The organism is Pseudomonas flavescens, assembly GCF_013408425.1.
Classification (GTDB): Bacteria; Pseudomonadota; Gammaproteobacteria; order Pseudomonadales; family Pseudomonadaceae; genus Aquipseudomonas; species Aquipseudomonas fulva_A.
The window spans coordinates 2,260,549-2,287,230 of sequence record NZ_JACBYV010000001.1 but is presented as its reverse complement, the minus strand read 5'-3'; the positions used below and the strand labels follow the sequence as shown (position 1 = coordinate 2,287,230).

Genomic DNA, 26,682 nt, shown 5'->3' with positions numbered 1-26,682 from the left:
CGGAAAGCCAGGCGCATCTTGTTTCGGCGCGTCGCGTAACCCACCAAGTGATATTCGGCATTGCATAAAAGTGGGGTAGAGCGCCGTCAATCGTGTAAATACCCTTTGCACTGGCTGGCGCCTAACCTGTGCGACCCGACGTACCTTGGGTAGGGGCCGCGACCATCACTTGGCCAGAAAGCGCATCCCATCCTCCAACCCCTGCAGGGTCAGCGGGAACATCTGGTCGTTGATCAGTTCGCGGATGATGCCGGTCGAGGTGGTGTAATCCCAGGTCTGGCGCGGGTAAGGGTTGATCCAGATGAGCTTCTTGTAGGTTTCCATGAAGCGGCGTAGCCACAGGTAGCCGGCCTCTTCGTTCCAGTGCTCGACGCTGCCGCCCGGCTGGGTGATTTCGTAGGGCGCCATGGCGGCGTCGCCGATGAACACCACCTTGTAGTCGGCGCCGTACTTGTGCAGCAGGTCATGGGTGGAAACGCGCTCTGCGTTGCGGCGCTGGTTGTTCTTCCACACCGTCTCGTACACGCAGTTATGGAAGTAGAAATACTCCATGTGCTTGAACTCGGTGCGACAGGCCGAGAACAGCTCTTCGCAGACCTTGACGTGGGCATCCATGGAGCCGCCGATGTCGAACAGCAGGAGCAGTTTGACCGTGTTGCGACGCTCCGGGCGCATCTGGATGTTCAGCAGGCCGCCGTCCCGGGCGGTGTGGTCGATGGTGCCGTCGAGGTCAAGTTCGTCCTGCGCACCCTGGCGGGCGAATTTGCGCAGACGGCGCAGGGCCACCTTGATATTGCGGGTGCCCAGCTCGACCGAGTCGTCGAGGTTCTTGTACTCGCGCTGGTCCCACACCTTGACGGCCTTGCCCTGGCGCTCACCCGCATCACCGACGCGGATGCCTTCGGGGTTGTAGCCGCCCGAGCCGAAGGGGCTGGTGCCGCCCGTGCCGACCCACTTGTTGCCGCCGGCATGGCGCTCCTTCTGTTCCTCCAGGCGCTTCTTGAATTCCTCGATCAGCTTGTCGAGGCCGCCCAGGGACTGGATCTGCGCGCGCTCTTCAGCGCTCAGGGAACGCTCGAACTCCTTGCGCAGCCACTCTTCGGGGATCAGTGCTTCCAGGTGTTGATCGAGGCTCTGCAAGCCGTCGAAATAGGCGGAGAAGGCACGGTCGAACTTGTCGAAATGGCGCTCGTCCTTCACCAGGATGGCGCGCGACAGGTAGTAGAACTCGTCCATGTCGGCGAACACGACCTTGTGCTTGAGGGCATCGATCAGGTCGAGCAGTTCACGCAGGGAAACCGGCACCTTGGCGGCACGCATTTCAGTGAACAGGTTGAGCAGCATGGTGGCTTCCTCAGTCGCGACGTTCTACGGGCAGGCCGTCGGCGATCCGGTACCAGTCGGCGCAGGATTCGGCATGAATGTGTTGCTGCGCAACGCTGGGTAGCGGCGTATCCAGCGTCCCCAGGGTTACCGACAACCAGTCTGGACGGGGCTGCTCGGCGAACCACTGCAGATTCGAGCCGCAGCGCTGGCAGAAAGTACGGCCTACGCCTGGTGACGAGTTGAAGGTGCTGACCGATTCCTCGCCCTGGGTAAAGCGAAAGTGCTCGCGCCGCACGTTGCCGTACGTGGCGAACGCCGCGCCATGGCCTTTGCGGCACTGGCTGCAATGGCAATGATTGGCGGACTCGATGGGCGCGTCGATCTGGTACTTCACCGTACCGCAGAGACAGCTGCCGCTATGCATCTGGTTCATCCTCGTTATTCAACACAGCTTGGATTTCCAATGCCAGTGCTCCTTTGCTTATGCCGGTTCCTCGCAGATGTCGAGACGTGCTGGTTTGTGCGCTGACGTCGAGCCAAATGACTTTTGCTGAGTCATCCAGAGCGCTGTGATCTTCGTTGGTCGACAAGTCAAACTCGATGAAGCGATGTTCTTGGGTCAACAACATTCCGTTAACCCAATAACCGCCATAGATATTGGCGTCTAGCTCCATGATGATCGATCTATCCCAGTCTATCGCTTGGCCTAAAGCGTATTGCCGCAGGGCAAGCGGAACTCTGTCTGGATTGTCGCGATAAAAGGTGGCCGCTCGCAGCAGTGATTCCTGTCTCAGTAGCGTCTGTTCCTGGACGTTCTTCTGACGCTTACGACGTACTCGTTCGATATCCATTTTGATATCAGCGATTACCGCGGCGCGCCATGAAGGCCAGGCGCTCCAGCAAGTGCACGTCCTGCTCGTTCTTCACCAGGGCACCAGCCAGGGGCGGGATGGCCTTGGTCGGATCGCGCTCGCGCAGCACCGCCTCGCCGATGTTGTCGGCCATCAGTAGCTTGAGCCAGTCGACCAGTTCGCTGGTCGAGGGCTTCTTCTTCAACCCCGGCACCTTGCGCACGTCGAAGAACACGTCGAGGGCTTCGGCCACCAGGCTGTTGCTGATGCCGGGGTAGTGCACGTCGACGATCTTCTGCAGGGTCTGGCGATCCGGGAAGGCGATGTAGTGGAAGAAGCAGCGGCGCAGGAAGGCGTCCGGCAATTCCTTCTCGTTGTTCGAGGTGATGATGATGATCGGGCGCTGCTTGGCCTTGATCGTCTCGTCGGTCTCGTAAACGTAGAACTCCATCTTGTCGAGTTCCTGCAACAGGTCGTTGGGGAATTCGATGTCGGCCTTGTCGATTTCGTCGATCAGCAGCACCACGCGCTCTTCGGCCTCGAAGGCCTCCCACAGCTTGCCTTTCTTGATGTAGTTGCGAACGTCGTGAACCTTCTCGGAGCTGAGCTGCGAATCACGCAGGCGGCTCACCGCATCGTATTCGTACAGACCCTGGTGAGCCTTGGTGGTGGACTTGATGTGCCAGGTGATCAGGCGCGTGCCGAAGGACTCGGCCAACTGCTCGGCCAGCAGGGTCTTGCCGGTGCCAGGCTCGCCCTTGACCAGCAGCGGCCGCTGCAGGGTGATGGCCGCATTGACCGCCAGTTTGAGATCGTCGGTGGCGACATAGGACGGTGTGCCTTCGAACTTCATTGGATGATCCTCGTGCGTCGACGCCAGCAGGGGCAGGGCATGTGTCAAAGCGGAGACTATAGCGTGATGGGGTCACGACTGTGAACGCGGGGCGGCTATTCAGTCACTGAATAGACGTTTCATTGTTCCGTTGCCGCGCCTCGCTCGAAGCGGCTGTTGAACGCCTCGACGAAACCATTGCGCAGGATGCCGATGAACGCCTGGAAGGCGCTGATATCCTGCTGGCGTGTGCTGCCACGCAGCTCCACGCGGGTGGCGATCTGGTCCTGGCGCTGATTTTTCAGGACCTTCTCGCCGCCACCGACCACGGCTTCCCAGATGGAGCGGAAAAAGCCCTTGTTTTCGTTTTCCACGTCCTGCTGCCAGTCGAACACTTCGACGTTGCGCAGCAGTGGCTTGATGTAGCCGCTCAGTTGGGAGTCTTCGGCGAAGGCTTCGACCACCAGGTCACCGTTGCCGCTCTTGAAATCGAACTTGCCATAGGCATTGGCCAGGTCGTTGAGGCGTGGCAGTTCGATGCCGGTGGCGCGTACGCGGAATTCGAAATCCTGGAAGTTGTGGAAGGGGTCGAATACCGCGCTGGCTTCCAGGGGGGCATGGTCGAGCAACCGTGCCTTGCCTTCGAAGCGGGCGACCCGGTCACCCTGTTCGTCGGCCACGTTGGTCAGGTTATAGAGGCTGGCCTGGATGGCGTTGGCCTGGATCTTCACCGGTGGCGAGGCATTGAAGTTGTAGAAACCGAGGGTGCCATCGTTCACGCGAACTTCGTTGAGGGTGATGGGCAGCAGCTTGTTCAGTTGCTCGCGCCAGTCGACGCCTTCACCGGTCTGGGCGTCGTCGCGGTTTTCGCTGTCGACGAAATTCACCTCGGGTTTCTCGAACACCACCCGGGCGACCACTGCACGGGCACTCCACAGTTCGTTCCAGCTCACCGATATCTCGATCTGCGGCACCGCTACGAAGGGGACTGGAACGTCGCGCTCCGCCTTGACAATACGCAGGCCGTTGATGCGGTAACCGCCGCGCCACAGTGCCAGGTCGACATCCTCGACATGGCCGCGGTAGTCGCCCATGTCGGCGAGCTTCTCGTTCAGGTAGTCGCGTACCACATAGGGCAGGGCGACGTGGACGACCAGCAGCAGTGCGAGCAGGCCCAGGCAGATCCAGAGCGGCAGGCTGTAGCGGCGTTTCATCGGATGCATCCGTGTAGGTGTAGTCTGGGTGGACTGCAAGGGCGCCCGCAGAGTTCGACCTTCCCGACGCTGGACGCCCTGACGCATCGGGCATAGGCTGATGGGCTCAGTCATGACAAGGAACCGGTACACCATGAGCCGCATATATGCAGACAACGCACAGGCTATCGGCAACACACCGCTGGTGATGATCAACCGCCTCGGGCCCAAGGGCGTGACCATCCTGGCCAAGATCGAGGGGCGCAACCCTGCCTATTCGGTGAAGTGCCGGATCGGCGCCAACATGGTCTGGGATGCCGAGTCCCGTGGTGTGCTCAAACCGGGCATGACGCTGGTAGAGCCCACTTCGGGCAACACCGGCATCGGTCTGGCCTTCGTCGCCGCTGCCCGTGGTTACAAGCTGGTGCTGACCATGCCGGCGTCCATGAGCCTGGAGCGTCGCAAGGTGCTCAAGGCGCTGGGTGCCGAACTGGTACTCACCGAGCCGGCCAAGGGCATGAAGGGGGCGATCGAGAAGGCCGCCGAAATCGCCGCCTCCGATACCGCCAAGTACTACATGCCACAGCAGTTCGAAAACCCGGCCAACCCGGCGATCCACGAGAAAACCACCGGCCCGGAAATCTGGAATGACACCGAAGGTGCCGTGGATGTGCTGGTGTCCGGTGTGGGTACCGGCGGTACCATCACCGGGGTCTCGCGCTATATAAAGCAGACCCAGGGCAAGGCGATCCAGTCCATCGCGGTCGAGCCGGTCTCCTCGCCAGTGATCACCCAGACCCTGGCCGGCGAAGAGGTCAAGCCCAGCCCGCACAAGATCCAGGGCATTGGCGCCGGCTTCGTACCGAAGAACCTCGACTTGTCGCTGGTCGACCGGGTCGAGCAGGTGACCGACGAGGATTCCAAGGCCATGGCCCTGCGCCTGATGCGCGAGGAAGGCATTCTCTGCGGTATTTCCTGCGGCGCGGCAATGGCAGTGGCGGTGCGCCTGGCCGAGAAGCCGGAAATGCAGGGCAAGACCATCGTGGTGATCCTGCCGGACTCCGGTGAGCGCTACCTGTCGAGCATGCTGTTCAGTGACCTGTTCACCGAGCAGGAATTGCAGCAGTAACGTATTGGCCGCGTAGCCAATCGGATCGCTCCCCACGCTTGAGCGTGGGAGCCATCAAACGAGGCGAATTGGTGGGCTGAAGCCCACCCTACGTCAGCGCCCTGTAGGGTGGGGCTTCAAGCCCACCAAAATCGACAACCGACTCTCTTCAAAGTCGCCGCAAGGCGAATCACCACGAGGCAATGGTGATCTACACACGGCCATGCAAACGTCCCCTGTAGGGTGGGCTTCAGCCCACCAAAATCGACCACCGACTCTCTTCAAAATCGCCGCAAGGCGAATCACCACGAGGCAATGGTGATCCACACGCGGCCATGCAAACGTTCCCTGTAGGGTGGGGCTTCAGCCCACCAAAATCGACCACCGACTCTCTTCAAAATCGCCGCAAGGCGAGTCACCACGAGGCAATGGTAATCCACACACGGCCATGCAAACGTCCCCTGTAGCGTGGGGCTTCAGCCCACCTAATCGATCGTCCGGCACTGCTTTCGAGCCGTACGGGGGGCCGACGCTTCACTTGCACGCCGCGACCCACCCTATGGGATTGGACAGCTGTCTATGCCGGTGCTTTCGTCGCCGGGCGAACCACCAGCCACAAGGCGATGGCGATCAATATGCCGCCGTACAGGTGCGCCCAGGACAAGGGCTCGTCGAGCAGCAGCGCGCCCCAGAGCACACCGAAGATGGGAATCAGAAAGGTGGTGGTCGACGCCCTGATCGGCCCGATGTCGTTGAGCAGGCGAAAGTACAGCACGTACGCGAAGGCCGTGCAGCCCAGCCCCAGGGCCAGCAGGGAAGACCACTCCAGCCAGCCGCCCCAGGTGGCCGGTGGCTGTATCGCCAGTGAGCCACCGAACAGCGGCAGCAGGAACAGGCTGGCGCCGCACAGGCTGCCAAACGCGGTGAGGCGATTGTCCAGGCCACCGGCTATCCAGCGCCGGGTGAGGAAGCCAGCCAGGCCGTAACAGAGCGTCGCCAGCAGGCAGGCGAGGGCGCCAAGTACCAGATCGATATCCAGTTCCACCGGGCCGCTACGGGTCAGTACGGCGACGCCGAACAGGCCAAGGGCAACACCTGCGGCGCGGGTCAGCGTCATCGCTTCGGCGAAGAACAGGGCGCCGATCAGCACCCCCATCATCGGCGTGGTGGCGTTGATGATCGCCGAATAGCCGGCGGGCAGCACCAGTGCCGCCAGGCTGTACATGGCCGATGGAATGCCGGCATTGATCACCCCCAGCACCAGGCACAGGCCCAGCTTGCCATGGAAGTTCCACTTCACCCGCATCAGCAGCAGGATCGCCAGCAGGCCCAGCATGGCGATCGCGGCGCGAAAGAAGGCGGTCGGCATGCTGCCGATCACGGGGGCCACCACGCGCAGGAACAGGAAGCTGGCTCCCCAGATCGACGCGAGTAGCAGAAGGCGCAGCATGTCGGCAGGGCGCAAGGTGGGCTCCAGTTTCGGGCGGAAGGCCGGCAGTTTTGCCGGACGTCGCCCGCAAGGCAAGCGCGCAATGGGCTTTCAATGTCGGCAGGTGCACCTTTGGCGAGAAACACGCTGCAACTTTTATGAATCGCCCAGCGCACAACGGCTTCGCGTTCACGGTCACTATTGTTTGAACAAGCGCTCTGGCGCGCGGGTCGCACGTCAGGCTGCAAAGCACCATAATGGCGCCGCTCTCCATCGCCACTCAAATATGGATGGTCGCGCCAACTACGCGCTGTCGAAGAATCAAGGAACACGCCCATGAGCTGCAACCCGCCTGCGCAACTGCCCGAACTGTCCCGTCTGGCCAAGGCCATCCTGTTATGCAGCTGCGCGGCTGCAGGTGCGGCACAGGCGGCGGAGCCTGTCAGCAGGCTGGTGCTCGATCCCAGCGTGGTGACCGGCTCGCGTAGCGCGATGCAGAGTTTCGACCTGCCATTCTCGGTTGACGGCATCGACCGCGAGCAGATCAGCGATGGTCAGCTGGGTATCAATGCCTCCGAGGTGCTCACCCGGGTGCCCGGCTTGGTGGTGCAGAACCGCCAGAACTATGCCCAGGACCTGCAGATATCGTCCCGTGGTTTTGGCGCACGCTCGGCGTTCGGCGTGCGTGGGCTGAAGCTGATCACCGATGGCATTCCGGCCAGCACGCCGGACGGCCAGGGCCAGGCGGCGACCTTCAACCTGGATACCGCCGACCGCATCGAAGTGCTGCGTGGCCCGGCCTCGACGCTGTATGGCAGCAATGCTGGCGGGGTGATCCAGATGTTTTCCCGCGATGGCGTCGGCCGGCCGCGTATCGGTGCCGAGACCCTGATCGGCAGCGACGGCCTGACCCGCAACCACCTCACCGCCGAAGGCGAGGCGGATGGCGTGGGCTTCGTGCTCGACGCCTCGCGGATGGACACCGACGGTTACCGCGACCACAGCTCGGCACGCCGTGACCAGACCTTCGCCAAGCTCAACTTCAAACCGGATGAAGACAGCAAGCTGGCGCTGATCTACAGCAGCCTGGAGCAGAACGGTACCAAGGATCCCCTTGGCCAGGCTTGGGAGGCATATAAGGCCGATCCGCGCTCGGTGGCGGTCAATGCGCGAAACTTCAATACCCGCAAAAGCATCGATCACCAGCAACTGGGCGCCAACTATGAGCGCTATTTTGGTGATGCGACGCTGCAGGCCACGGCCTATGCAGGCAAACGCAGCGTGATTCAGTACCTGGCCATTCCTCAGGGGCCGCAGGGCAATCCGAATCACAGTGGCGGGGTAGTGGATTTCGACCGAGAATTTCATGGTGGCAGTGTTCGCTGGCTGCAACCGGTGGATGGGGTCGCGGGTGATCTGCGGCTGGTGTTCGGCCTCGATTATGATCAGAGCCGTGACGATCGCCGTGGATACGAGAATTTCTCTGGCTCTCAGGTAGGCGTCAAAGGTGCGCTGCGCCGCGACGAAGTCGACACCGTCACCAGCCTGGATCCCTACGCCCAGGCAACCTGGACACTGGGTGACTGGACGCTGCAGGGGGGGCTGCGCTACAGCACCGTGGAGGTGGACGTCGATGACAAGTACATCGTCGGTGCCAATGGTGACGACAGTGGCACCCGGCGCTACGAAAAGGCCACGCCCTCGGTCAGTCTGGGTTACGCCTTCACGCCCGACCTGAATGGCTATGTCAGTGTCGGCAAGGGTTTCGAAACGCCGAGTCAGGCCGAGCTGGCCTACTCGCAGGGCAATGCTGGCTTCAACTATGGCCTGGAGCCGTCGGAAAGCACCCAGTACGAAATTGGCCTGAAAGCCCGCGTTGCCGAAGGCACCCGCGTCAATGCCGCGATCTTCCAGATCACCACCGATGATGAAATCGTCGTGCTGGAAAACAGCGGCGGCCGCACCAGCTACCAGAACGCCGGCAAGACCCTGCGCCGCGGTTTCGAGCTGGGCATCGAGAGCCAGTTCAATGAGCAGTGGTCGGCAGCGTTGGCCTATACCTACTTGGCCGCGACCTATGATTCGCGCTTCGTCGCAGGCAATAACACCATCGACAAGGGCAACAATCTCCCTGGCGTGCCACGCACTACGCTGTTCGGCGAAGTGGCCTGGAAGCCCGTCGATGGCATCAGCACTGCCGTGGAAGGCCTGTATCGCAGCAAGGTGTACGTCGAGGACACCAACAGCCAGAAGGCTGCACCGAGTTACGCGGTCTTCAACTGGCGTACCCGCTTCGAGCAGAATCTGGGGGCCTGGAAGACTCACCAGACCCTGCGCCTGGATAACCTGTTGGATAAGCAGTATGTCGGCTCGGTGATTGTTGGCGATGGCAACGACCGCTATTACGAGGCGGCGCCGGGCCGTTCCTGGTATGCCGGAGCGGGTGTGGAGTATCAGTTCTGATGAAACCGGAGGGGGCTGTTGCATCGGCCCCCGATTGTCAGCAGGCGCAAAGCGACGGTCGGTAGCGCCTTGCAACGGTTGGAGGCTTGTTACATCTCCCCTAGTGCGATGGTTTCGGCTACTCTCAAGTCAAGCGGCCACCATAGCCGCGTGCAGTCGAGGATATCTCTTATGAAAGCCTGGTTCGAAAAACTTGCCGCACAGCTCAATGCCCTGTTTGCCCCGCGCATGCAGCCGATCCCAATCCGCAGTGAAGAGCAGCGCCGCCTGGCTGCCGAGCGTCAGCGCCGCCGCTGAGTAGCGCTGCGTCATTGATCTGGAAGCGCCGCCAGCGGCGCTTCGATGTTCACATCTGTATCCCCGCCCAGGGATTGATACAGCGTGACTGCATTTATCAGCTGGTTCAGACGATTCTCCGCCAAGGTAATTTGTGCCGTGCGGCGGGTGTCCTGTGCGCTCAGCCAGGATTGCAGATTCACAGCCCCTGATTCGTAACGAATTCGATAGATACGCTCGGCCTCGCGGGCTGCGTCCAGTGCGCGACTGCGCATCGCTTCCTGCTCGGCGTAGTGGCGTCGCCCCGCCAGCCCGTTCTCCACGTCGACCAATGCCTGATACAAGCTCTGCCGGAAGTCCGTCACCGCCAGCTCATAGTCGGTTTTCGACACCGCGAAATCGAGTTTCATCTGATTCCACTGCAGGAACGGCATGGCCAGGCTGGCGCCCACGGCGCCGACCGGATTCTGCAGCAGATTGCCCAGTGCCGAACTGGAGTAGCCTAAGGTGCCGGTCAGGCTCAGATCCGGGTAATAGCTGGCGCGGGTGGCATCCACGGATTTCAGGCTACTGCGCAGGCGCAGTTCAGCAGCGCGCAGATCCGGGCGACGAGCCAGCAGGCTGGCCGGTAGATCGGCGGCCACGGCCGGTAATACGCTGCCTTGCAGGCTCTGCAGTTCAATCAGGCTCACCGGGCTGGCCCCATCGAACAGCACGGCCAGGGCGTTGCGCTGCTCGACGCGTTGCTGGCGCAGGTCCACGTCACTGGCCAACTGGGTTTCCAGGCTCTGCCGCGCCTCGGCGAGCTCCAGCGCCGAAGCCTGGCCGGCATCGTATTGCACCTGAACCAACTGCAGGGTTGCCGTGCGTACTCGATGCTCGCGGCGCTGGCCGCCAAGCGTTCGTTGAGATAGCCGATCTGCCAATACAAGGTCGCCACCGTACCCGCCAGTGACAGGCGGGTAGCGGCGTAATCCTGCTCGGTCGCCAGCGCTTCGAGCTCGGCTGCATCGGTAGCGCTGCCCAGACGGTTCCACAGGTCGGCCTCCCAGCTCACCGAGCCGGTCAGCGAATAGCTGTGAGCGGTGCTGCCTTCCCCGCGCAAGGCACGCGTACGGTCGGCACTCAGCCCGCTGCTGAGCTGGGGAAACTGCCCATCGCGGGTCAGCCCAGCCTGCAATCGTGCGCGGCGTACGTTCAGCAATGCGGTGCCGATATCGTTGTTGCGGGCCAGCGCCGCATCGATCAGTCGATCCAACTCCGCATCATTGAAGGCTGTCCACCAGGCCTGGCCGCTGCTGGCCTGCTGTTGGCCAGGCTGCTGCCAGCTGGCGGGTACGTTCAGCGCCGGGCGCTCGTAAGGTGTGGAGAGCAGCGAGCTGCAGCCGCCCAGAGCAAGGGCGACGAGCAGTGACAGAGGTTTCAGGTAGTGACTGTGCATGATCGGCTACTCGCGAGACAAAGCGTCGACGGGGTCGAGGCGGGCGGCATTGCGGGCTGGCAGAAAACCGAACACCAGGCCGATGACCGTGGAACAGAGAAACGCAGCGATGATCGAGCCGCTGGAAAACACCAGGCTGAATTCACTGGTGAAACGGCTGAACAGCGCACCGAAGGCCAGCGCCGATATCACCCCCAGTGCGCCACCGATCAGGCACACCAGCACCGCCTCGATCAGGAACTGGCGAAGGATGTCGTTCTGCCGGGCACCCACGGCCATGCGCACGCCGATTTCACGGGTACGCTCGGTGACCGACACCAGCATGATGTTCATCACCCCGATGCCGCCGACCAGCAGGGAGATCAGGGCGATGGCCGAGATCAGCAGGGTCATTGTCTGGCTGGTCTTCTCGATGGTCTGGCGGATGGTGTCGGTGTTCATCACGAAGAAGTCCTGGACCCCGTGACGGCGGGTGAGCAGGCGGATGATGCCTTGCTCGGCGGCATCGCTCGAGACACTGTCGTCGACCCGCACGGTGATGCTTTCCAGGTACGACTGGCCGAGCATGCGGTTCATCACTGCGGTGTAGGGCAGATAGACGCGCAGCGAATCGCTGCCGCCGAAGTTGCTCTGAATGGGGTCGAGCACGCCGACCACGCGTACAGGAACGTTGCCCAGCAGAATCACCTGACCGAGTGCCTGCTTGCCGGCGAATAGCTTCTTGTAGGTGTTGTCATCGATGACCGCGCTCTGCGCCGATTCGCGTACCGCCTTGGCATCGAACGCGCGGCCCTGGGCGAAGGTGTAGCCCTTGGCGCGGAAGAACTGCTCGCCCACGCCGCTGGTGGATACGCTCAGCGCCTGCTCGCGATAGCGCAGGGTGCCGGAGCTGGAAACCGACGGCGTGACGCTGTCGACGAAAGCCTGGCCGGCCAGGGCGTCGGCATCGGCCGGCACGAGTGTCTGGATGCGCCCGGAGCGGCGATCACCAAAACCGCTGCCGGGATAGATGTCGATGGTGTTGGTGCCGATCGCACTGATGTTTTCCATGATCTTCTGCTGCGAACCCTGACCGAGCGCCACCACCGAGACCACCGAGGCGATGCCGATGATGATGCCGAGCATGGTCAGAAAGGTTCGCAGCTTGTGCGACAGCATCGCCAGCAGGGCCATGCGCAGGGCTTCGCGAAACTGGCCGAAGCCGGCCTTCACGGCATTGGCGGCCCGTGCCGGCGCGGGTTCAGGCATGGCGCGCACATCGTCCTCGACGGTGCGCAGGCGGCGGTCGGCGATGATGCAGCCGTCGCTGATCTCGATGATGCGGTCGGCGATTTCTGCGACCTTCATGTCGTGGGTGACGATGATCACCGTGTGCCCGGCGGCATGCAGCTCGCGCAGCAGCTTGAGCATTTCCTCGCCGCTGTGGCTGTCCAGTGCGCCAGTGGGTTCGTCGGCGAGAATCACCTGGCCGCCATTCATCAGCGCCCGGGCAATGGAGACGCGTTGCTGCTGGCCGCCGGAAAGCTGGTTCGGCCTGTGGCTCAGGCGCTCACCGAGGCCGAGCCGCTGCAACAGCGCTTCGGCGCGCTCGCGGCGGCTGGCGGCGTCCTTGCCGGCGTAGATGGCCGGTACTTCGACGTTACCCACGGCGTCCAGATCGCCAAGCAGATGGTAGCGCTGGAAGATGAAACCGAAGTATTCGCGGCGAAGTTCGGCCAGTTCGTCCGGTGACAGCTTGCCGGTTTCCCGGCCGGCGATGCGGTAGGTGCCGGCGCTGGCTCTGTCCAGGCAGCCGAGGATGTTCATCAGCGTCGACTTGCCGGAACCGGAGGTGCCGATGATCGCCACCATCTCGCCTTGTTCGATGCTCAGGTCGACATCCTTGAGCACGGCGATGGTCTGTTCCCCGGCAGGGAATTCGCGGCGCAGGCCGCTCAGTTCTAGGAGTGCCATATCAAAGCCTCATCGGCCCGCGCATGCGCAGGGTGGTGCTGGAGCCGGCCGCGGCATCGCCGAGCACCACCTTGTCGCCGGTCTCCAGACCTTCCAGCACCTGGGCATTGATCGAGTCTTCCAGGCCGGTGCGGATCTGTCGTGCCTCGACCTTTCCATCCTTGCCCATCACCTGCACGGTGTAGCTACCGTCACGGTTGGCGCTGCCCAGCGCCGACACCGGAACGCTTGCCGCGCCCTTGACGCTGTCGAGGACGATGTTCACTTCGGTGGTCATGGAAATGCGCAGCTTGCCGTCCGGGTTGGGCACGTCGAACACGGCGATGTAATACACCGCCGTATCGGTGGAGGTGGTCGACGATGAACTGCTCGAGGTGCTGTCGCTGGTGTTGATCGAGTCCGGTGCCGGCTCGATCATGCGCAGCGTCGCTTCATAGCGCTTGCCGGGCTCGCCGAGAATGGTGAAGTACACCGGCAGGCCAGGCTGCAGATTGACCACATCGGCCTCGGAAATTTCTGCGCGCACGGTCATCTTGTCGAGCTGGGCGACCTTGACGATGGTCGGCGCCGACTGCGCCGAGTTGACCGTCTGGCCTTCCTTGACCACCACGCCAACCACGGTGCCATCGATGGGCGCGACGATCTTGGTATAGCCGAGGTCGACTTCGGCGGTGGACACCTGAATCTGCGCCTGCTGAATCTGCGCATCCAGCGCGGCGACCTGGGCCTTGGCGGTATTCAGGTCGGCCTCGGCGGTCTCGTAGCTCTCCCGCGAGCTGGCGTTCTGGGCGAGCATCGACTTCTGGCGGTTGAAGGCGAGTTGCGCCTTCTTCAAGGTCGCGGCCTGCACCGCGCGCTGCGCCTTCACATTGGCCAGTGCGGCCTTGGCATTGGCCAGGTCGTTCTGCTGTGTCAGGGAATCGATCTCGGCGATGGGGTCGCCCTGCTTGACCAGATCACCGAAGTCGACGTGCAGGCTGGTGACCTGGCCGGACACCTGGGCGCCGACACTGACCTGTTTGAAGGCTTCCAGCGTGCCGGTGGCGATGACCGTCTGCTCGATGTCTGCCTGGCGCACCTCGGCCGTCAGCAGGCCGTTGCCCGGTGCAGGCTGCAGCCAGCCGTGGAGTGCATAGCCGCCCAGGGTCAAGGCGGCTATGGCGGGAATCAGGAGCAGCAGCTTGGGTCTTGGCATGGTGATGGCACGCAACGAATGTGGATGTCGCCACTATAGGGAGGCGGCCATCGGCGTTGGGTAAGAGCGAGGTAAGGTTCTGTCAGGAATAGGTAAAGTTCGTGGCGGACCACCGGCTGCGGTCATTTGTGACCCGGTGAAGGCGGCAAGGCTCTCAAGTCACCGCCGCGCTTGCCGACATTATGGAAAGCCCGATCGGGTAAGCAGGAAACAGGCGTGGCAGGGAGCCAAGTACGACGACTCCAACGTGCCATTTCGCTCGTGCTTAGTTGTTTAAAACCAAACGCCTACCTGTGCTGGCGCGGCAGCTTTGCTGTGCTAGACATAGTGGAGTGGCAGGGATGTACCCTTCACGAACTAAAGGATTGCAAGCATGCGTCAGAATCTGCCGGTGACTCAGCGCGAAAGGACTTTTCCTGCGCATGAGCGGTTGATCTCCACCACCGATCTGAACAGCAAGATCACTTACTGCAACGACGCATTCGTTGCCATCAGCGGCTTCACTCGTGAGGAACTGATCGGCCAGCCTCACAACCTGGTGCGCCACCCGGACATGCCGCCAGCGGTATTCGGCCACATGTGGGACACCATCAAGCAGGGCAAACCCTGGATGGGGATCGTCAAGAACCGCTCGAAGAATGGCGATTACTACTGGGTCAGTGCCTACGTCACGCCGATCTACCAGAACGGCCAGGTGTCGGGTTATGAATCGGTGCGCTCGCTGCCCAGTGAAGACCAGAAGCGCCGCGCCGAGGCGCTGTACGCCAGGTTGCGAGCCGGCAAGCCCCCGGTGCCGAAGATCGAATACCTGACCTATGACCTGATTCGCTCCTGGCCGCTGATTCTCGCCACACTGGTGATCCTCGCTGCTCAGTCGGTGCTTGCCGGGTTCTGGCTGGCGGCGCTCATCGTGGTGGTGATGGCCGCCCTGGGTTCCTATCAGCTGTACAGCAAGCGCTCGTTGATTCGCCGGACCCTGGCCGATCATCCCAAGGCTTTCACCAGCAGTCTGGTGGCGCTGACCTACAGCGAGAGCCGCGGCGCTCAGGCATTGCTGGACATGGCCATGATCAGCGAAGAGGCGAGGCTGCAGACGGCGCTGACCCGTCTCGAAGACGCCGGCGTCAACGTCAAGAAGCAGGCCGCCCAGTCCGCCGGTTTTTCTCGAGCGGGCGCCGAGATGCTCGACCTGCAGCGCAGCGAGACCGATCAGTCGGCCACGGCGATCAACCAGATGGCCGCGACCATTCAGGAAGTCACCCAGAACGTGCAGAGCACCAGTCATGCCGCCGAAGAGGCCGATCGCCTGGCCAAGGAAGGTCGGCAACTGGCCGGGGGCAGCCTGGAGTCCATGCAGCACATGGCCAAGGCGGTCGCCGACATCGGCCAGGCGGTGAACGACCTGGCCAACTCCACCCAGTCCATCGGCAGTGTCGCCGACGTGATCACCTCGATCGCCGAGCAGACCAACCTGCTCGCGCTCAACGCCGCCATCGAGGCGGCGCGCGCGGGCGAGCAGGGGCGTGGGTTCGCCGTGGTTGCCGATGAGGTGCGCTCCCTGGCCTCGCGTACGCGCGAGTCGACCCAGCAGATTCACCAGATCATCGCTTCGCTGCGTGCCGGCGCCGAGCGCGCGGTGGTCACGGCCGGGCGAGGCGAGGAGATCTCCCGGGAGAGCGTGCAGAGCGTCGAGGCGGTGCGTCTCGCGCTGGATGGCATCAGTGAATCGGTCAGCCGCATCACCGGCATGAGCCAGCAGATCGCCGCCGCTTCCGAAGAGCAGGGTCAGGTGGCCGAGGACATCAGCCGGCAGATCACCCGCATCGCTCAGCTTTCCGAGCAAGGCGCCGAGCAGGCTCACCAGGGCGCCGCCATCGGCAGGGAACTGGAAACCATGGCCGACTACCTGCATAGCCTGGCCGAGCGATTCAACCGCTGATACAACCGCTCCTCGGCTGTGCAAGTGTGCTATGGCACACTGCGCGGCCGAGGAGACCTGCCCATGTCACGCCCCCGTTGTTCCCGCTGCAAACGTCCCGAAAGCCATTGCCTGTGCGCGTTGATCCCCGATCTGCCCAGCCGTACCGAAATACTCGTGCTGCAGCATCCCGATGAGGTCGATCACGCCCTGAACACCGCCAATCTGGCCGTGCTCGGCCTGCGCAATGCAAGGCTGCGGGTTGGCGAGGTGTTCGAGGATCTGTCGTTGTGGTTGGCGCACCCTGACCATCGCACCTGTTTGCTATTTCCGGGGGACGATGCGCAGCCGCTGGACAGCCTGGTCGATGAACCGGATGGCAGACCATTGCGGCTGGTAGTGCCCGATGGCACCTGGCGCAAGGCACGCAAGCTGCTGCATCTCAATCCTGCGTTGGCAGCGCTGCCGCGGGTGACCCTGTCGGATGCACCGCCCTCACGCTATCGCCTGCGCAAGGCACCGATGCAAGGATCGCTGTCGACCCTCGAGGCGATCGTCGCAGCATTGAACGTGCTGGAGGCGCCAGCTGATTATCAGGCGCTGTTGAAACCCTTCGACGCCCTGATCGAAGGGCAGATCGCGGCGATGGGCGAGGAGACGTTCAGGCGCAATCACCTGCGTTGATTGGCCTTGAGGAGGTACTGGTGGGCTGAAGCCCACCCTACTTCCCTGGGGCATGAACCGTAGGGTGGGGCTTTAGCCCACCGAAGCCATTCAACGCCGATGGTGGCTGACTGTTCAGAGCATGCGGTTCGCAGCTTCGGGCTATGGGCGTCATTGGTGGTGGGCTGAAGCCCATCCTACCTCCCAGGGACATGAACCGTAGGGTGGGGCTTTAGCCCACCGAAGCCATTCAACGCCGATGGTGGCTGACTGTTCAGAGCATGTGGTTCGCAGCTTCGGGGCTGTGGGCGTCATTGGTGGTGGGCTGAAGCCCACCAAAGCCATTCAACGCCGATGGTGGCTGACGGTTCACAGCATGCGGTTCGCAGCTTCGGGGCTGTGGGCGTCATTTGCGGTGGGCTGAAGCCCACCCTACTTCTCAGGGGCATGAACCGTAGGGTGGGGCTTTAGCCCACCAATAGCGACGCCCGCTTCAGGCAAAGGTGCCGTCACGGAAGTCGCGCATCGCCTGTTCGATTTCTTCCCGACTGTTCATCACGAACGGCCCGTACTGCACGATGGGTTCGTTCAAGGGCTTGCCGGCGAGCAGCAGGACGCGAGCGCCGGTTTCGCTGCTCAGGTGTACGCTACCCTGGTCATCCAGGCGTACCAGCCTGCCGGCTTTCACTGCATGGCTGTGTTGAACATGCGCTTCTCCCTGGTACACGTAGAGCAGAACGCGATGCCCGTCGGGCAGGGTGGGGCTCAAGGTGCTGCACGCCGGCAAATGCAGGTCGAGCAGGTAGGGGGCGGTGTGCGGGCGCTGCACCGCACCGCTCTGCACCATCTCGCCTTCGGCGAAGCGGCCGGCGATGACCACCACTTCGGCGCCGTTGCCGAGGCGCACGCGAGGGATCTGCGCGGCCTCGATATCGCGATAGTCCGGGTTGGCCATCTTGCTCTCGGCGGGGAGGTTGAGCCATATCTGGAAGCCACGCATGGCACCCTGTTCCTGCTCCGGCATTTCGCTGTGGATGATGCCGCGCGCTGCGGTCATCCACTGCACGTCGCCGCCCTGCAGCAGCCCGACATTGCCCAGATGATCCTCATGGCGCATGCGCCCTTCGAGCATATAGGTGATGGTCTCGAAACCGCGGTGTGGGTGCGGCGGGAAGCCGGCGATGTAGTCGTCGGCATTCTCGGTGCTGAACTCGTCGAGCATCAGAAAGGGGTCGAAGCGTTCGATGCCGCCACCGCCGATCACCCGGTTGAGGCGCACACCGGCCCCGTCGGAAGCGGGTTGCCCCGGCTGAATGGCGAGTACGTTGCGTAGATGGGTCATGCTGGAGCCTCCTGAAACGCGGTAGGCCTATGTTAGGCGAGGCGATTCGGGAGATGGATGGGAAAAGGCCGTGTTATCCATCGAGAAAATCGATGCCGGATGGCGGCGCCAAGGGGCGCCGCCATGTCGGTCACTCGGCGATCTGCAGCTTGCGCGATTCGGTGTAGAAGAAGCGCAGCTTCTCGTACTCGAACGGCGAGTTGATCTGGCCATAGCGGAAGCTGGTGGTCGATCGCTGATCGACGCCCCTGAGCAGGGTGACCTCCGGGTGGTCGCTGGCCACTTCGGCCATGTTGAGGTAATTGACCGCTTGTGCGACGCCGAAGTCCACCGCCAGGCCACCCGTGTCGCGCAGGTTGGATGGGCCCAGAATCGGCAGCATCAGGTAGGGGCCGGCGGGGGTGCCATAGAAACCCAGGGTCTGGCCGAAATCCTCGCGCTGCTTGGGCAGGCCCATCAGAGTGGCTGGGTCCCACAGCCCGGCCACCCCGAGCGTGGTGTTGAACAGCAGGCGTGCCGTGGTGTTCAGTGCGCGCTGCCCCTTGAGCTGCGCCACGCTGTTGAACAGGTTGGGCACGTCGCCCAGGTTGCCGAAGAAATTGGTCACACCCTTTTGCACGAAGCCAGGTGTGATGTAGCGGTAACCGTCGACCACCGGCAGGAACACCCACTCGTCGAAGCGGTAGTTGAAGTGGTAGACGCGGCGGTTCCACGATTCCAGCGGGTCGAAGATTTCCAGCGCGGACAATGTCGAACGCTCGAACTCGCGCTGGTCCAGGCCGGGGTTGAATTTGAGCCTGCTCAACGGTTGCTTGAATCCGTCATCGTCGACCGTGGTCTGGGCAACGGCTGTACCGCAGGTCAGCAGGGCAGAGAACAGCGCGAGAGTAGGAAAGGACTTAGCCACGGAAGAACTCCAACATGTCTTTGCTGTTGACGCGGTAATTGAGGTTGCCGCAGTGGCCGCCGAGCGGGTACACGGTCAGACGGTCGCCCATGGTACGGCGCAGGAAACCCAGGTCACCCGGGCCGAGAATCACGTCATCGGCGTTGTGCATCACCGCGATTTTCGGGCTGTTCTTCAGGTAATCCTCGATCCCGTACAGGCTCACCTCATTGATCAGTTGAGTCATGCTGCCGCCGTCATAGCGGGCACGCCACATGGGGATCAGCTGTTCGGCCATGTAGCAGTCGAAATCGCATTGCAGTGCCCGGCGGAAGAACGGCGTCAGGCTGGTGCCCTCGCCAATCGGATAGTCCACCGGGGTGATCAGGCCTCGACGGTTGATCAGGTCGGACGTGAAGGTGATGTCGGCTGCCGAGAAACGGAAGGAGGTGCCGATCAGCATGGCCATCTGTTCGTCTGTCAGATGTTCCTTGGACTGCTGGAAGTCATAGAGCAGTGCATCGTTGATATCGACGTAACCCTTCTCCTGGAAGTAGCGGGTCAGTTTGCCCAGCACCAGTTCATAGAAGGTCGTGCGGTTGCTGATGCCCTTGACCTCGGTCTGTACCAGACGATCCAGGTTGGTGATCGAGGTGTACAGGTTGACCGGCGGGTTGAGCATCAGCACGCGCTTGAAATTGAAGCTGCGGCGGGTTTCGTCCAGTTGGCTGACGAATGCGGCGTGCAACGCACCGAGGCTGTAACCGGTCAGGTAGAAGTCGGTGACCTCCAGGCGCGGGTGCTGGGCACGCACTGCCTGCATGGCGCGGTACAGATCCTCGGCATCGTCACGGCTGATGCCCGGTGTGGCGAAACGTGAGGCCGAGGTCATGAAGTCGTAGCTGGTCGGCGACGACAGCTGCACGACGTGGTAGCCCGCGCCGTAGAACAGCTTCTTCAGGTACTCGGGGGTGCTGCTCGAGTAATGCGCGCCGGTGCCGGCGATGATGAAGATCAGCGGCGCTGGACCCTTCTGCTCGGCCAGCCGATAGCGCATCTTGGTCACCGCCCAGAAGTTGTCCGGCAACTGGAATTCGCGCTCCGGACGCAGGCGGACCTGGTAGTCCTTCTGATTGATATCCGCGTCGTTCGGTAGCTCCGGGCGCAGCTCCGGCGGCGTGGTGGCGATGGTCGCCTCGAACGGATTGGTGAGCGGATAGCCATAGGTCTGCGCGTCGATGTCGGCAGCCCAGAGTGGGGCGCTGAGCAACAGACTGCCGAGCAGAGCAGCGAGGCGGGGTATGAAAGACATACAAGATCCCTTTGGAAGAGAACATTCTTTTCAGAGGTGGGCGGGGCTGCCCGTGCTTTCGGCATCAGCCGCGATGACTAGGACAACTGCCCATGTGTCAAAGTGCCATGGGAAATTAGCGTTGCTTTGCAGCTTAATGCAGTAGATACCGGATTTGCCGCGAAAGGTCGAGCTAGCGCGGATTCACGCGGCTGCGCGCCGACTTCATTTGTGGCTTGCATCCGTCTGGCGGGCGATTATGCTGAGCGCCATTTCCACCCCCCTCTGGAGTGCCGCATGCCCCGTCGCCTGTCTATCGTTGTGCTGGTGATCACCGCCGTTGTGTGCGTGGTCGCCAGCTATGGCCTGCGTTACCTGCTCATGGAGGGTGATCAGTGGGTCGGTCGCTGTGTCGACGATCCGGCCAATCTGGCCTGCCAGGTCCGTGCCACGCTGGGTTGGATGATCCATCTGCGGATCATCGCCTGGGCCGCGCTTGGCTGCGCGGTGCTGGCATTCGTGCTGCCGGGTGCATGGGGCTGGCGTCTGGCGGTGCCGGGGCTGCTGCTCGGCTTGCCGGCGCTGGCGCTGTATACCGCGAGCCTGGCGGTGTTCGCGGTGGTACTGTCACTGCTGCGACTGGTACGCGCGCCTGCTTCGACCCTTGGCTGATGCCGCCCGGCGTTGCGCTCATTCGCAACGCCGGGCAAGGCCGTGCCGCGCTAGCCCTTTCAGGCTTTCGAGCGTTTCAGGCTTCGCCATAGCGCGAGCGCCAGCAGTACGCTGGTGATGGCCCAGCCAATCGCCTGCAGGTTGTCCAGCGTCTCTTCGTAGAGTTGCGGTATCACGCCTGCGGCGATCAGCACCGCCAGCAGGGCGATTTCCCGACGTGGTGCGGCCACCGGGCGCAGCAGATAGACCAGCGCCGGTAACAACAGCGCCGCGCTGGGGAAGCTGCGGTAGCGAGCGTCGGTGACCATGGCCAGCATCATCACCGCGCCGGCGAAGCCGGCTGCCGCCAGCCACCAGCCTGCACGACGCTCCAGCCAGGTGAATGCCCGCCCACGCCAGCCCTGTGCGGTGGACAGCGACAGCGCCGCATGGGCCAGTACCAGCACGTTGAGCGCGAGCAGGGCAGCGGCCCACAGCCATTCGCCGACGTAACGGCTGGTGACCCACGACAACTCTGCCCATAGCCCGATGCACGCTGCGCCCAGCGCGGCCAGCAGTGGCAGCAGCACGGCGTTGCGGGTCGAGCTCGGGCGCCCGCCAATCAGCAGGCCGAAGGCCAGAACGGCGCCACTGATGGCCAGCCAGATAGGCCAGTGCGGCAGGTTGGAAACCGGCCCGGCGAGGATCGACTTGTCCTGACGGTCGGCATCGTACAACCCCCAGAAGCCGCCGACGGCACCTTCGCTGACGCGTTTCCAGGGTTGATCGAAGGCTTCGATCAGGTTGTAGCGCCAGCCGTGCTGTTCGGCCAGGGCGACGAAACCACGGATGAAGGTGGCCTGGTTGACGCGGCTGGGCACGGCGGTTTCGCGCTGGCGGCCTTCGCTGGGCCAGCCGGTTTCGCCGATCATGATGTCCTTGGGCGCGAACTGCTTGCCGAACAGCTCGCGTACTTCGGTGACCTCATGCAGAGCCGCGTCGATGCCGGCAGGATCATCTTCCCAGTAGGGCAGCAGGTGAATGGTGATGAAGTCCACTGCCGGCGCCACTTCGGGGTGTTTGAGCCAGAACTCCCAGACATCGGCATACGTCACGGGCTGGGTGATTTCGGCCTTGACCTGATTGATCAGCTCGACCAGTTGCCCGCCCGTGACTTCCTTGCGCAGCAGCGCTTCGTTGCCGACGATCACCGCTTCGACGACGTCCGGGTTTTCCTTGGCCAGCTTGATCAGGCCCTGAATTTCGATGGCCGTGTCATGCGGGTTGCGGCTCACCCAGGCGCCGGTGATCAGCTTGAGGCCATGTTTGCGCGCCAGGTCCGGCAGCGCCTCGAGGCCTGTGACCGAGTAGGTGCGAATGCACTGGAAGCGCTCGGCGAGCAAGGCCAGGTCGGTGTCCATCTGCTGCGGATGAATCTGCAGAGGCAGATCGAACGGTGACTGATCCTTGCCGAATGGTGTGTAGGACGCGCACTGCAGCTTGTGCGTGGGTGTCGCGGCATCGGCCAGGACGACGGGCTTGCCAATGGTTTGCCAGAGACTGCCAAGCGCGAGAAATCCGATGACGCAGGCGCTGATGTAGGGGAGCAGAGGAAAGCGGGCGATGGCGGGCATGATCGAACACGCGTGGTAAGAGAGACGCGCATCTTAGCGGCGAGCAGGGGCTTTAGATAGCTGCGCGGACGGTGCTTTCGAGCTCACCCATTTGACAAGTGGAGCAGGCTGGCTAATTTTGTTGATGCGGCGTTAGGAATACCCGCGTCGCTCAATTCGAGTGGATCTATAAGGATATTGATCATGATGAAAACTACCCTGCACGCTCTGTTTTTCGCCGCACTTGCCAGTGCTTCCCTGTTGGCGAGTGCCAACGAAAGTGCGAAGAAGCCCGCCAGCGAACCGGTTGCCCAGCAGGTGGCCGAGCTCAACCCCATCAACCTCAATACCGCTGACGCGGAAACGCTGCAGCGCGAGCTCAGTGGCGTCGGTCTGGTCAAGGCGCAGGCCATCGTTGCCTACCGTGAGGCCAACGGCGAATTCGCTTCGATCGACGAAGTGCTCGAGGTCAAGGGGATCGGCGAGGCGTTGCTCGAGCGCAACCGTGCCAAGCTGACCGTCGGCCAGTAACCCTCACCAGCCAGCAACAGCGGAGCCGCTCGCCCTTTGGGGCGAGCGGCTTTTTCGTGGCTGCCGTAAGCGATGGCGGCCATGGCGCGCGATTCGAGTTGGCCTCGCGATTCGCCCGCAAGCGGGCTCCTACAATGTGCGGGCGGTTGCGTACTCCACGTCAGCCGCGGGCCGCGTAGGCGCGTCGACCTCGGCGCGAAACGATGGCGGCCATGGCGCGCGATTCGAGTTGGCCTCGCGATTCGCCCGCAAGCGGGCTCCTACAATGTGCGGGCGGCGGCGTACTCCACGTCAGCCGCCGTCCGCGTAGGAGCGTCGACCTCGGCGCGAAACGATAGCGGCCATAGCGCGCGATTCGAGTCAGCCGCACGCCGACGAGAATTGATGCTTGGCCGTTCAGACGCGATTGGCTCGCTTCCTGCTTTTACCCGTCTGCGCAGCGCCATGGCGCCAGCAAAACGATGTTCCGGGCAAAGGCGCGCAGTTGGCACCCTTGTTGCAATCACCCTTGCAAAGCACACGCGGCGTCAAAAAACCGCGGTCAGTGGAGGAAAGGTCATGAGTCAGGGTGTCGCGTTCAATCGTCTAATGCTGGAAATGCGCTCCATGCAGGCTGAGGCCATGGCTCGCAAACCGGCAGTCGCCGAAGCACAGGAGGCCGGTGCGCCGAGCTTCTCGGACATGCTCGGGCAGGCCGTGAACAAGGTCAGCGATACCCAACAGGCTGCTGGTCAGCTGGCCACGGCCTTCGAGATGGGCCAGAGCGGGGTCGACCTGACCGATGTGATGATCGCCTCGCAGAAATCCAGTGTTTCCTTTCAGGCCATGACCCAGGTGCGCAACAAGCTGGTTCAGGCGTATCAAGACATCATGCAAATGCCGGTTTAAGAGGTAAATTCCGATCATGGCCGACGCACTTGCCACCACCGTACCCGCCACTTCCGCTGGCAGCGCGCCGAAAAAGCCGCTGTTCGGGCTGACCTTTCTGGAAAATCTGTCCGATATGCCGGTGCTGCGTCAGGCAGGCCTGCTGGTTGGCCTGGCCGCCAGCGTGGCGATCGGTTTCGCCGTGGTGCTGTGGTCCCAGCAGCCGGAGTACAAGCCGCTGTACGGCAGCCTCGACGGTATGGACGCCCGCGGCGTGATGGAAACCCTGACCACGGCCAATATCGATTACACCATTGAGCCGAACTCCGGCGCGCTGCTGGTCAAGTCGGAGGACCTGGCCCGTGCACGCATTCGTCTGGCTTCCGCTGGCGTTGCGCCCACCGATACCAGCATCGGTTTCGAGATTCTTGACAAGGAGCAAGGCCTGGGCACCAGCCAGTTCATGGAAGCCACCCGCTACCGCCGCGGCCTGGAAGGCGAGCTGGCGCGCACGGTTTCCAGCCTGAACAACGTCAAGGCCGCTCGCGTGCACCTGGCAATTCCGAAGAGCTCGGTATTCGTTCGTGACGAGCGCAAGCCAAGCGCATCGGTACTGGTCGAGCTGTATTCGGGCCGTAATCTGGAGCCGAGCCAAGTGATGGCGATCGTCAATCTGGTCGCCAGCAGCGTGCCGGAAATGGACAAGGGCCAGGTCACCGTTGTCGATCAGAAGGGCAACCTGCTGTCCGATCAGCAGGAAATGTCCGAGCTGAGCATGGCCGGCAAGCAGTTCGATTACAGCCGCCGCATGGAGAGCCTGTTCACCCAGCGCGTGCACAACATCCTGCAGCCTGTGCTCGGCATGGGTCGCTACAAGGCCGAAGTCTCGGCAGACGTGGATTTCAGCGCCGTCGAGTCGACTTCGGAAACCTTCAACCCGGATCAGCCGGCGCTGCGCAGCGAGCAGCAGGTCAACGAACAGCGCAGCAGTGGCAGCGGCCCGCAGGGCGTGCCTGGTGCGCTGAGCAATCAGCCGCCTGGCCCGGCCGCCGCGCCACAGCAGGCTGGTGGTGCCGCCGCGCCCGCTGGGCCGATCGCTCCCGGCCAGCCGCTGGTCGATGCCAACGGTCAGCAGATCATGGACCCGGCCACCGGCCAGCCGATGCTGGCGCCGTACCCGGCCGACAAACGTGATCAGTCGACCCGCAACTTCGAACTCGATCGCTCGGTCAGCTACACCAAGCAGCAGCAAGGTCGCCTGCGCCGGCTTTCCGTCGCCGTGGTGGTCGATGACCAGGTGCGTGTCGACCCGGCTACCGGCGAAACCACCCGTGTGCCGTGGACCAGCGACGACCTGGCGCGCTTCACTCGGCTGGTCCAGGATTCGGTTGGTTTCGATGCCAGCCGTGGCGACAGCGTCAGCGTGATCAACACCGCCTTCAGCAGCGAAACCGCTGAAGTGATCGAGGTGCCGTGGTACCAGAGCGAGCTGTTCCTGATGGCCATGGGCGGGCTCAAGTCACTGTTCCCGGCACTGCTGATCTTCCTGCTGGTGTGGTTCGTGCTCCGCCCGGTGCTCAACAACATCACCGGTGGCGGCAAGGGCAAGGAGCTGGCCATGGCTGGCGGCGGCCGCGATGGCGATGTCGACCTCGGCGAAATGGGTGGTCTGGATGGCCAGTTGGCGTCCGACCGGGTGAGCCTGGGCGGCCCGCAAAGCATTCTCCTGCCGAGCCCGAGCGAGGGGTATGATGCACAACTCAATGCGATCAAGAGTCTGGTCGCCGAAGATCCGGGCCGTGTCGCCCAGGTAGTCAAAGACTGGATCAATGCCGATGAATGAGAACCGTACCACTGCCAAGATGACCAAGGTCGAGAAGGCCGCGATTCTTCTGCTGTCGCTCGGTGAAACCGATGCAGCACAGGTACTTCGTCATCTGGGGCCCAAGGAGGTCCAGCGGGTGGGTGTGGCGATGGCTGCCATGCGCAACATTCATCGCGAGCAGGTCGAACAGGTGATGGGTGAGTTCGTCGAAACCGTCGGCGACCAGACCAGCCTCGGCGTCGGCTCCGACAGCTACATCCGCAAGATGCTCACCCAGGCCCTTGGCGAAGACAAGGCCGGCAACCTGATCGACCGCATTCTGCTCGGTGGCAGCACCAGCGGACTGGACAGCCTGAAGTGGATGGAGCCGCGTGCCGTGGCCGATGTGATCCGCTACGAGCATCCGCAGATCCAGGCCATCGTGGTGGCCTATCTGGACCCTGATCAGGCTGGCGAAGTATTGGCGCATTTCGATCACAAGGTTCGCCTGGACATCGTCCTGCGCGTGTCGTCGTTGAACACCGTACAACCCGCGGCACTCAAGGAACTCAACCTGATCCTCGAGAAGCAGTTCTCCGGCAGTTCCAATACCACTCGCGCCACCATGGGCGGCGTGAAGCGCGCTGCGGACATCATGAACTACCTCGACAGCTCGGTCGAAGGGCAGCTCATGGACTCGATCCGCGAGATCGACGAAGACCTGTCGTCGCAGATCGAAGACCTGATGTTCGTCTTCGACAACCTGGCCGATGTCGATGACCGCGGCATCCAGGCGCTGTTGCGCGAGGTGTCTTCCGATGTGCTGGTGCTGGCGCTCAAGGGCGCGGACGAGGCGATCAAGGAGAAGGTGTTCAAGAACATGTCGAAACGTGCCGCCGAATTGCTGCGTGATGACCTCGAAGCGAAAGGCCCGGTGCGTGTCAGCGACGTCGAGACCGCTCAGAAGGAAATCCTCACCATCGCCCGGCGCATGGCCGAGGCTGGTGAAATCGTGCTGGGTGGCAAGGGCGGCGAGGAGATGGTTTAAC

Annotated in this window: 24 protein-coding genes; 10 read left to right on the top strand and 14 right to left on the bottom strand. The window is 62.7% G+C overall.

The genetic code is table 11. The features are described 5' to 3' along the window. Window positions 1–165: 165 nt before the first annotated feature. The 5 genes from FHR27_RS10050 to FHR27_RS10030 all read right to left on the bottom strand — a co-directional run bounded on the left by FHR27_RS10050 (window position 166) and on the right by FHR27_RS10030 (window position 4,232). On the bottom strand, window positions 166–1,344 hold the full coding sequence (locus tag FHR27_RS10050) for a vWA domain-containing protein (protein WP_179538492.1): 1,179 nt from the start codon (window positions 1,342–1,344) through the stop codon (window positions 166–168). Between the two features lie 10 nt (window positions 1,345–1,354). Then, window positions 1,355–1,750, bottom strand: coding sequence for a GFA family protein (locus tag FHR27_RS10045; RefSeq protein WP_179538491.1), 396 nt, complete (start codon window positions 1,748–1,750; stop codon window positions 1,355–1,357). Next, window positions 1,743–2,177, bottom strand: coding sequence for a hypothetical protein (locus FHR27_RS10040; protein ID WP_042555767.1), 435 nt, complete (start codon window positions 2,175–2,177; stop codon window positions 1,743–1,745). Before FHR27_RS10040 ends, FHR27_RS10045 begins: the two co-directional genes overlap by 8 nt. 7 nt (window positions 2,178–2,184) lie before the next feature. Next, a complete protein-coding gene (locus tag FHR27_RS10035) occupies window positions 2,185–3,030 on the bottom strand; it encodes an AAA family ATPase (protein ID WP_042555768.1) in 846 nt (281 codons plus the stop codon). Window positions 3,031–3,149: 119 nt separating this feature from the next. Next, entirely contained in the window at window positions 3,150–4,232 is a 1,083-nt protein-coding gene (locus FHR27_RS10030) for a DUF748 domain-containing protein (protein ID WP_444964383.1), read from the bottom strand. 124 nt (window positions 4,233–4,356) lie between these two features. Here FHR27_RS10030 and cysK point away from each other — a divergent pair, with 124 nt between their 5' ends. Beyond that, on the top strand, window positions 4,357–5,331 hold the full coding sequence (cysK, locus tag FHR27_RS10025; RefSeq protein ID WP_042555770.1) for a cysteine synthase A: 975 nt from the start codon (window positions 4,357–4,359) through the stop codon (window positions 5,329–5,331). A 556-nt stretch (window positions 5,332–5,887) separates the two neighbouring features. Here cysK and FHR27_RS10020 read toward each other — a convergent pair. Further along, window positions 5,888–6,775 (bottom strand): DMT family transporter, encoded by an 888-nt coding sequence (locus tag FHR27_RS10020; protein WP_179538489.1) that lies wholly within the window; start codon window positions 6,773–6,775, stop codon window positions 5,888–5,890. A 300-nt stretch (window positions 6,776–7,075) separates the two neighbouring features. On the opposite strand from FHR27_RS10020, the gene FHR27_RS10015 reads away from it, so the two are divergent. Together FHR27_RS10015 and FHR27_RS26910 are read left to right on the top strand one after the other, a co-directional pair. Beyond that, a complete protein-coding gene (locus FHR27_RS10015; RefSeq protein ID WP_179538488.1) occupies window positions 7,076–9,202 on the top strand; it encodes a TonB-dependent receptor family protein in 2,127 nt (708 codons plus the stop codon). A gap of 171 nt (window positions 9,203–9,373) precedes the next feature. Further along, the gene (locus FHR27_RS26910) at window positions 9,374–9,499 is read left to right on the top strand and encodes a PA1414 family protein (RefSeq protein WP_257026875.1); all 126 of its coding nucleotides are present in this window, start codon (window positions 9,374–9,376) and stop codon (window positions 9,497–9,499) included. A gap of 11 nt (window positions 9,500–9,510) precedes the next feature. Here FHR27_RS26910 and FHR27_RS26720 read toward each other — a convergent pair whose 3' ends face one another. From FHR27_RS26720 to FHR27_RS10000, 4 genes are read right to left on the bottom strand one after another with little or no spacing between them, the layout of a single operon-like run. Then, window positions 9,511–10,122: a TolC family protein gene (locus tag FHR27_RS26720; protein WP_264650108.1), complete on the bottom strand. Its 612-nt coding sequence runs from the start codon at window positions 10,120–10,122 to the stop codon at window positions 9,511–9,513. Window positions 10,123–10,166: 44 nt separating this feature from the next. Further along, complete coding sequence (locus FHR27_RS26905; RefSeq protein WP_257026874.1) at window positions 10,167–10,919, bottom strand: TolC family protein; 753 nt, start codon at window positions 10,917–10,919, stop codon at window positions 10,167–10,169. A gap of 6 nt (window positions 10,920–10,925) precedes the next feature. Next, the gene (locus tag FHR27_RS10005) at window positions 10,926–12,872 is read right to left on the bottom strand and encodes a MacB family efflux pump subunit (RefSeq protein WP_179538487.1); all 1,947 of its coding nucleotides are present in this window, start codon (window positions 12,870–12,872) and stop codon (window positions 10,926–10,928) included. Window position 12,873: 1 nt separating this feature from the next. Beyond that, window positions 12,874–14,067: an efflux RND transporter periplasmic adaptor subunit gene (locus tag FHR27_RS10000; RefSeq protein ID WP_179538486.1), complete on the bottom strand. Its 1,194-nt coding sequence runs from the start codon at window positions 14,065–14,067 to the stop codon at window positions 12,874–12,876. A 373-nt stretch (window positions 14,068–14,440) separates the two neighbouring features. Between FHR27_RS10000 and FHR27_RS27440 the strand changes: the two genes are divergently transcribed. Further along, window positions 14,441–16,006 carry a methyl-accepting chemotaxis protein gene (locus tag FHR27_RS27440; RefSeq protein WP_179538485.1) on the top strand — a complete coding sequence of 522 codons (1,566 nt, stop codon included), beginning with the start codon at window positions 14,441–14,443 and terminating at the stop codon, window positions 16,004–16,006. A 63-nt stretch (window positions 16,007–16,069) separates the two neighbouring features. After that, window positions 16,070–16,669 carry a tRNA-uridine aminocarboxypropyltransferase gene (locus FHR27_RS09990; protein ID WP_179538484.1) on the top strand — a complete coding sequence of 200 codons (600 nt, stop codon included), beginning with the start codon at window positions 16,070–16,072 and terminating at the stop codon, window positions 16,667–16,669. A gap of 472 nt (window positions 16,670–17,141) precedes the next feature. Here the strand turns inward: FHR27_RS09990 and FHR27_RS09985 are convergent, their stop codons facing one another. The 3 genes from FHR27_RS09985 to FHR27_RS09975 all read right to left on the bottom strand — a co-directional run bounded on the left by FHR27_RS09985 (window position 17,142) and on the right by FHR27_RS09975 (window position 20,188). Then, window positions 17,142–17,990, bottom strand: coding sequence for a pirin family protein (locus FHR27_RS09985; protein WP_042555775.1), 849 nt, complete (start codon window positions 17,988–17,990; stop codon window positions 17,142–17,144). 130 nt (window positions 17,991–18,120) lie between these two features. Beyond that, window positions 18,121–18,870, bottom strand: coding sequence for an MlaA family lipoprotein (locus tag FHR27_RS09980; protein WP_042555848.1), 750 nt, complete (start codon window positions 18,868–18,870; stop codon window positions 18,121–18,123). A gap of 19 nt (window positions 18,871–18,889) precedes the next feature. Beyond that, window positions 18,890–20,188 carry a serine/threonine protein kinase gene (locus tag FHR27_RS09975; protein ID WP_042555776.1) on the bottom strand — a complete coding sequence of 433 codons (1,299 nt, stop codon included), beginning with the start codon at window positions 20,186–20,188 and terminating at the stop codon, window positions 18,890–18,892. Between the two features lie 276 nt (window positions 20,189–20,464). Between FHR27_RS09975 and FHR27_RS09970 the strand changes: the two genes are divergently transcribed. After that, the gene (locus tag FHR27_RS09970) at window positions 20,465–20,839 is read left to right on the top strand and encodes a hypothetical protein (protein WP_042555777.1); all 375 of its coding nucleotides are present in this window, start codon (window positions 20,465–20,467) and stop codon (window positions 20,837–20,839) included. Window positions 20,840–20,898: 59 nt separating this feature from the next. Here FHR27_RS09970 and FHR27_RS09965 read toward each other — a convergent pair whose 3' ends face one another. After that, window positions 20,899–22,452, bottom strand: a complete 1,554-nt coding sequence (locus FHR27_RS09965) for a glycoside hydrolase family 17 protein (protein ID WP_179538483.1) — start codon at window positions 22,450–22,452, stop codon at window positions 20,899–20,901. 183 nt (window positions 22,453–22,635) lie between these two features. On the opposite strand from FHR27_RS09965, the gene FHR27_RS09960 reads away from it, so the two are divergent. The 4 genes from FHR27_RS09960 (at window position 22,636) to fliG (ending at window position 26,681) form a co-directional block, all read left to right on the top strand. After that, on the top strand, window positions 22,636–22,962 hold the full coding sequence (locus FHR27_RS09960; RefSeq protein ID WP_179538482.1) for a ComEA family DNA-binding protein: 327 nt from the start codon (window positions 22,636–22,638) through the stop codon (window positions 22,960–22,962). Between the two features lie 558 nt (window positions 22,963–23,520). Further along, window positions 23,521–23,850, top strand: a complete 330-nt coding sequence (gene fliE / locus FHR27_RS09955) for a flagellar hook-basal body complex protein FliE (protein WP_042555780.1) — start codon at window positions 23,521–23,523, stop codon at window positions 23,848–23,850. A gap of 16 nt (window positions 23,851–23,866) precedes the next feature. Then, on the top strand, window positions 23,867–25,672 hold the full coding sequence (fliF, locus tag FHR27_RS09950; protein ID WP_042555781.1) for a flagellar basal-body MS-ring/collar protein FliF: 1,806 nt from the start codon (window positions 23,867–23,869) through the stop codon (window positions 25,670–25,672). Next, window positions 25,665–26,681, top strand: coding sequence for a flagellar motor switch protein FliG (fliG, locus tag FHR27_RS09945; protein WP_042555782.1), 1,017 nt, complete (start codon window positions 25,665–25,667; stop codon window positions 26,679–26,681). Before fliF ends, fliG begins: the two co-directional genes overlap by 8 nt. The last annotated feature ends 1 nt before the right edge of the window (window position 26,682 follow it).

What these genes read in the sequence shown, in the direction of transcription:
- FHR27_RS10050 (WP_179538492.1), bottom strand. Translation starts at nt 1,344, where the DNA reads ATGCTGCTCAACCTGTTCACTGAAATGCGTGCCGCCAAGGTGCCGGTT.
- FHR27_RS10045 (WP_179538491.1), bottom strand. Translation starts at nt 1,750, where the DNA reads ATGCATAGCGGCAGCTGTCTCTGCGGTACGGTGAAGTACCAGATCGAC.
- FHR27_RS10040 (WP_042555767.1), bottom strand. Translation starts at nt 2,177, where the DNA reads ATGGATATCGAACGAGTACGTCGTAAGCGTCAGAAGAACGTCCAGGAA.
- FHR27_RS10035 (WP_042555768.1), bottom strand. Translation starts at nt 3,030, where the DNA reads ATGAAGTTCGAAGGCACACCGTCCTATGTCGCCACCGACGATCTCAAA.
- FHR27_RS10030 (WP_444964383.1), bottom strand. Translation starts at nt 4,232, where the DNA reads ATGCATCCGATGAAACGCCGCTACAGCCTGCCGCTCTGGATCTGCCTG.
- cysK (WP_042555770.1), top strand. Translation starts at nt 4,357, where the DNA reads ATGAGCCGCATATATGCAGACAACGCACAGGCTATCGGCAACACACCG.
- FHR27_RS10015 (WP_179538488.1), top strand. Translation starts at nt 7,076, where the DNA reads ATGAGCTGCAACCCGCCTGCGCAACTGCCCGAACTGTCCCGTCTGGCC.
- FHR27_RS26910 (WP_257026875.1), top strand. Translation starts at nt 9,374, where the DNA reads ATGAAAGCCTGGTTCGAAAAACTTGCCGCACAGCTCAATGCCCTGTTT.
- FHR27_RS26905 (WP_257026874.1), bottom strand. Translation starts at nt 10,919, where the DNA reads ATGCACAGTCACTACCTGAAACCTCTGTCACTGCTCGTCGCCCTTGCT.
- FHR27_RS10005 (WP_179538487.1), bottom strand. Translation starts at nt 12,872, where the DNA reads ATGGCACTCCTAGAACTGAGCGGCCTGCGCCGCGAATTCCCTGCCGGG.
- FHR27_RS10000 (WP_179538486.1), bottom strand. Translation starts at nt 14,067, where the DNA reads ATGCCAAGACCCAAGCTGCTGCTCCTGATTCCCGCCATAGCCGCCTTG.
- FHR27_RS27440 (WP_179538485.1), top strand. Translation starts at nt 14,441, where the DNA reads ATGCGTCAGAATCTGCCGGTGACTCAGCGCGAAAGGACTTTTCCTGCG.
- FHR27_RS09990 (WP_179538484.1), top strand. Translation starts at nt 16,070, where the DNA reads ATGTCACGCCCCCGTTGTTCCCGCTGCAAACGTCCCGAAAGCCATTGC.
- FHR27_RS09985 (WP_042555775.1), bottom strand. Translation starts at nt 17,990, where the DNA reads ATGACCCATCTACGCAACGTACTCGCCATTCAGCCGGGGCAACCCGCT.
- FHR27_RS09975 (WP_042555776.1), bottom strand. Translation starts at nt 20,188, where the DNA reads ATGTCTTTCATACCCCGCCTCGCTGCTCTGCTCGGCAGTCTGTTGCTC.
- FHR27_RS09970 (WP_042555777.1), top strand. Translation starts at nt 20,465, where the DNA reads ATGCCCCGTCGCCTGTCTATCGTTGTGCTGGTGATCACCGCCGTTGTG.
- FHR27_RS09965 (WP_179538483.1), bottom strand. Translation starts at nt 22,452, where the DNA reads ATGCCCGCCATCGCCCGCTTTCCTCTGCTCCCCTACATCAGCGCCTGC.
- FHR27_RS09960 (WP_179538482.1), top strand. Translation starts at nt 22,636, where the DNA reads ATGATGAAAACTACCCTGCACGCTCTGTTTTTCGCCGCACTTGCCAGT.
- fliE (WP_042555780.1), top strand. Translation starts at nt 23,521, where the DNA reads ATGAGTCAGGGTGTCGCGTTCAATCGTCTAATGCTGGAAATGCGCTCC.
- fliF (WP_042555781.1), top strand. Translation starts at nt 23,867, where the DNA reads ATGGCCGACGCACTTGCCACCACCGTACCCGCCACTTCCGCTGGCAGC.
- fliG (WP_042555782.1), top strand. Translation starts at nt 25,665, where the DNA reads ATGAATGAGAACCGTACCACTGCCAAGATGACCAAGGTCGAGAAGGCC.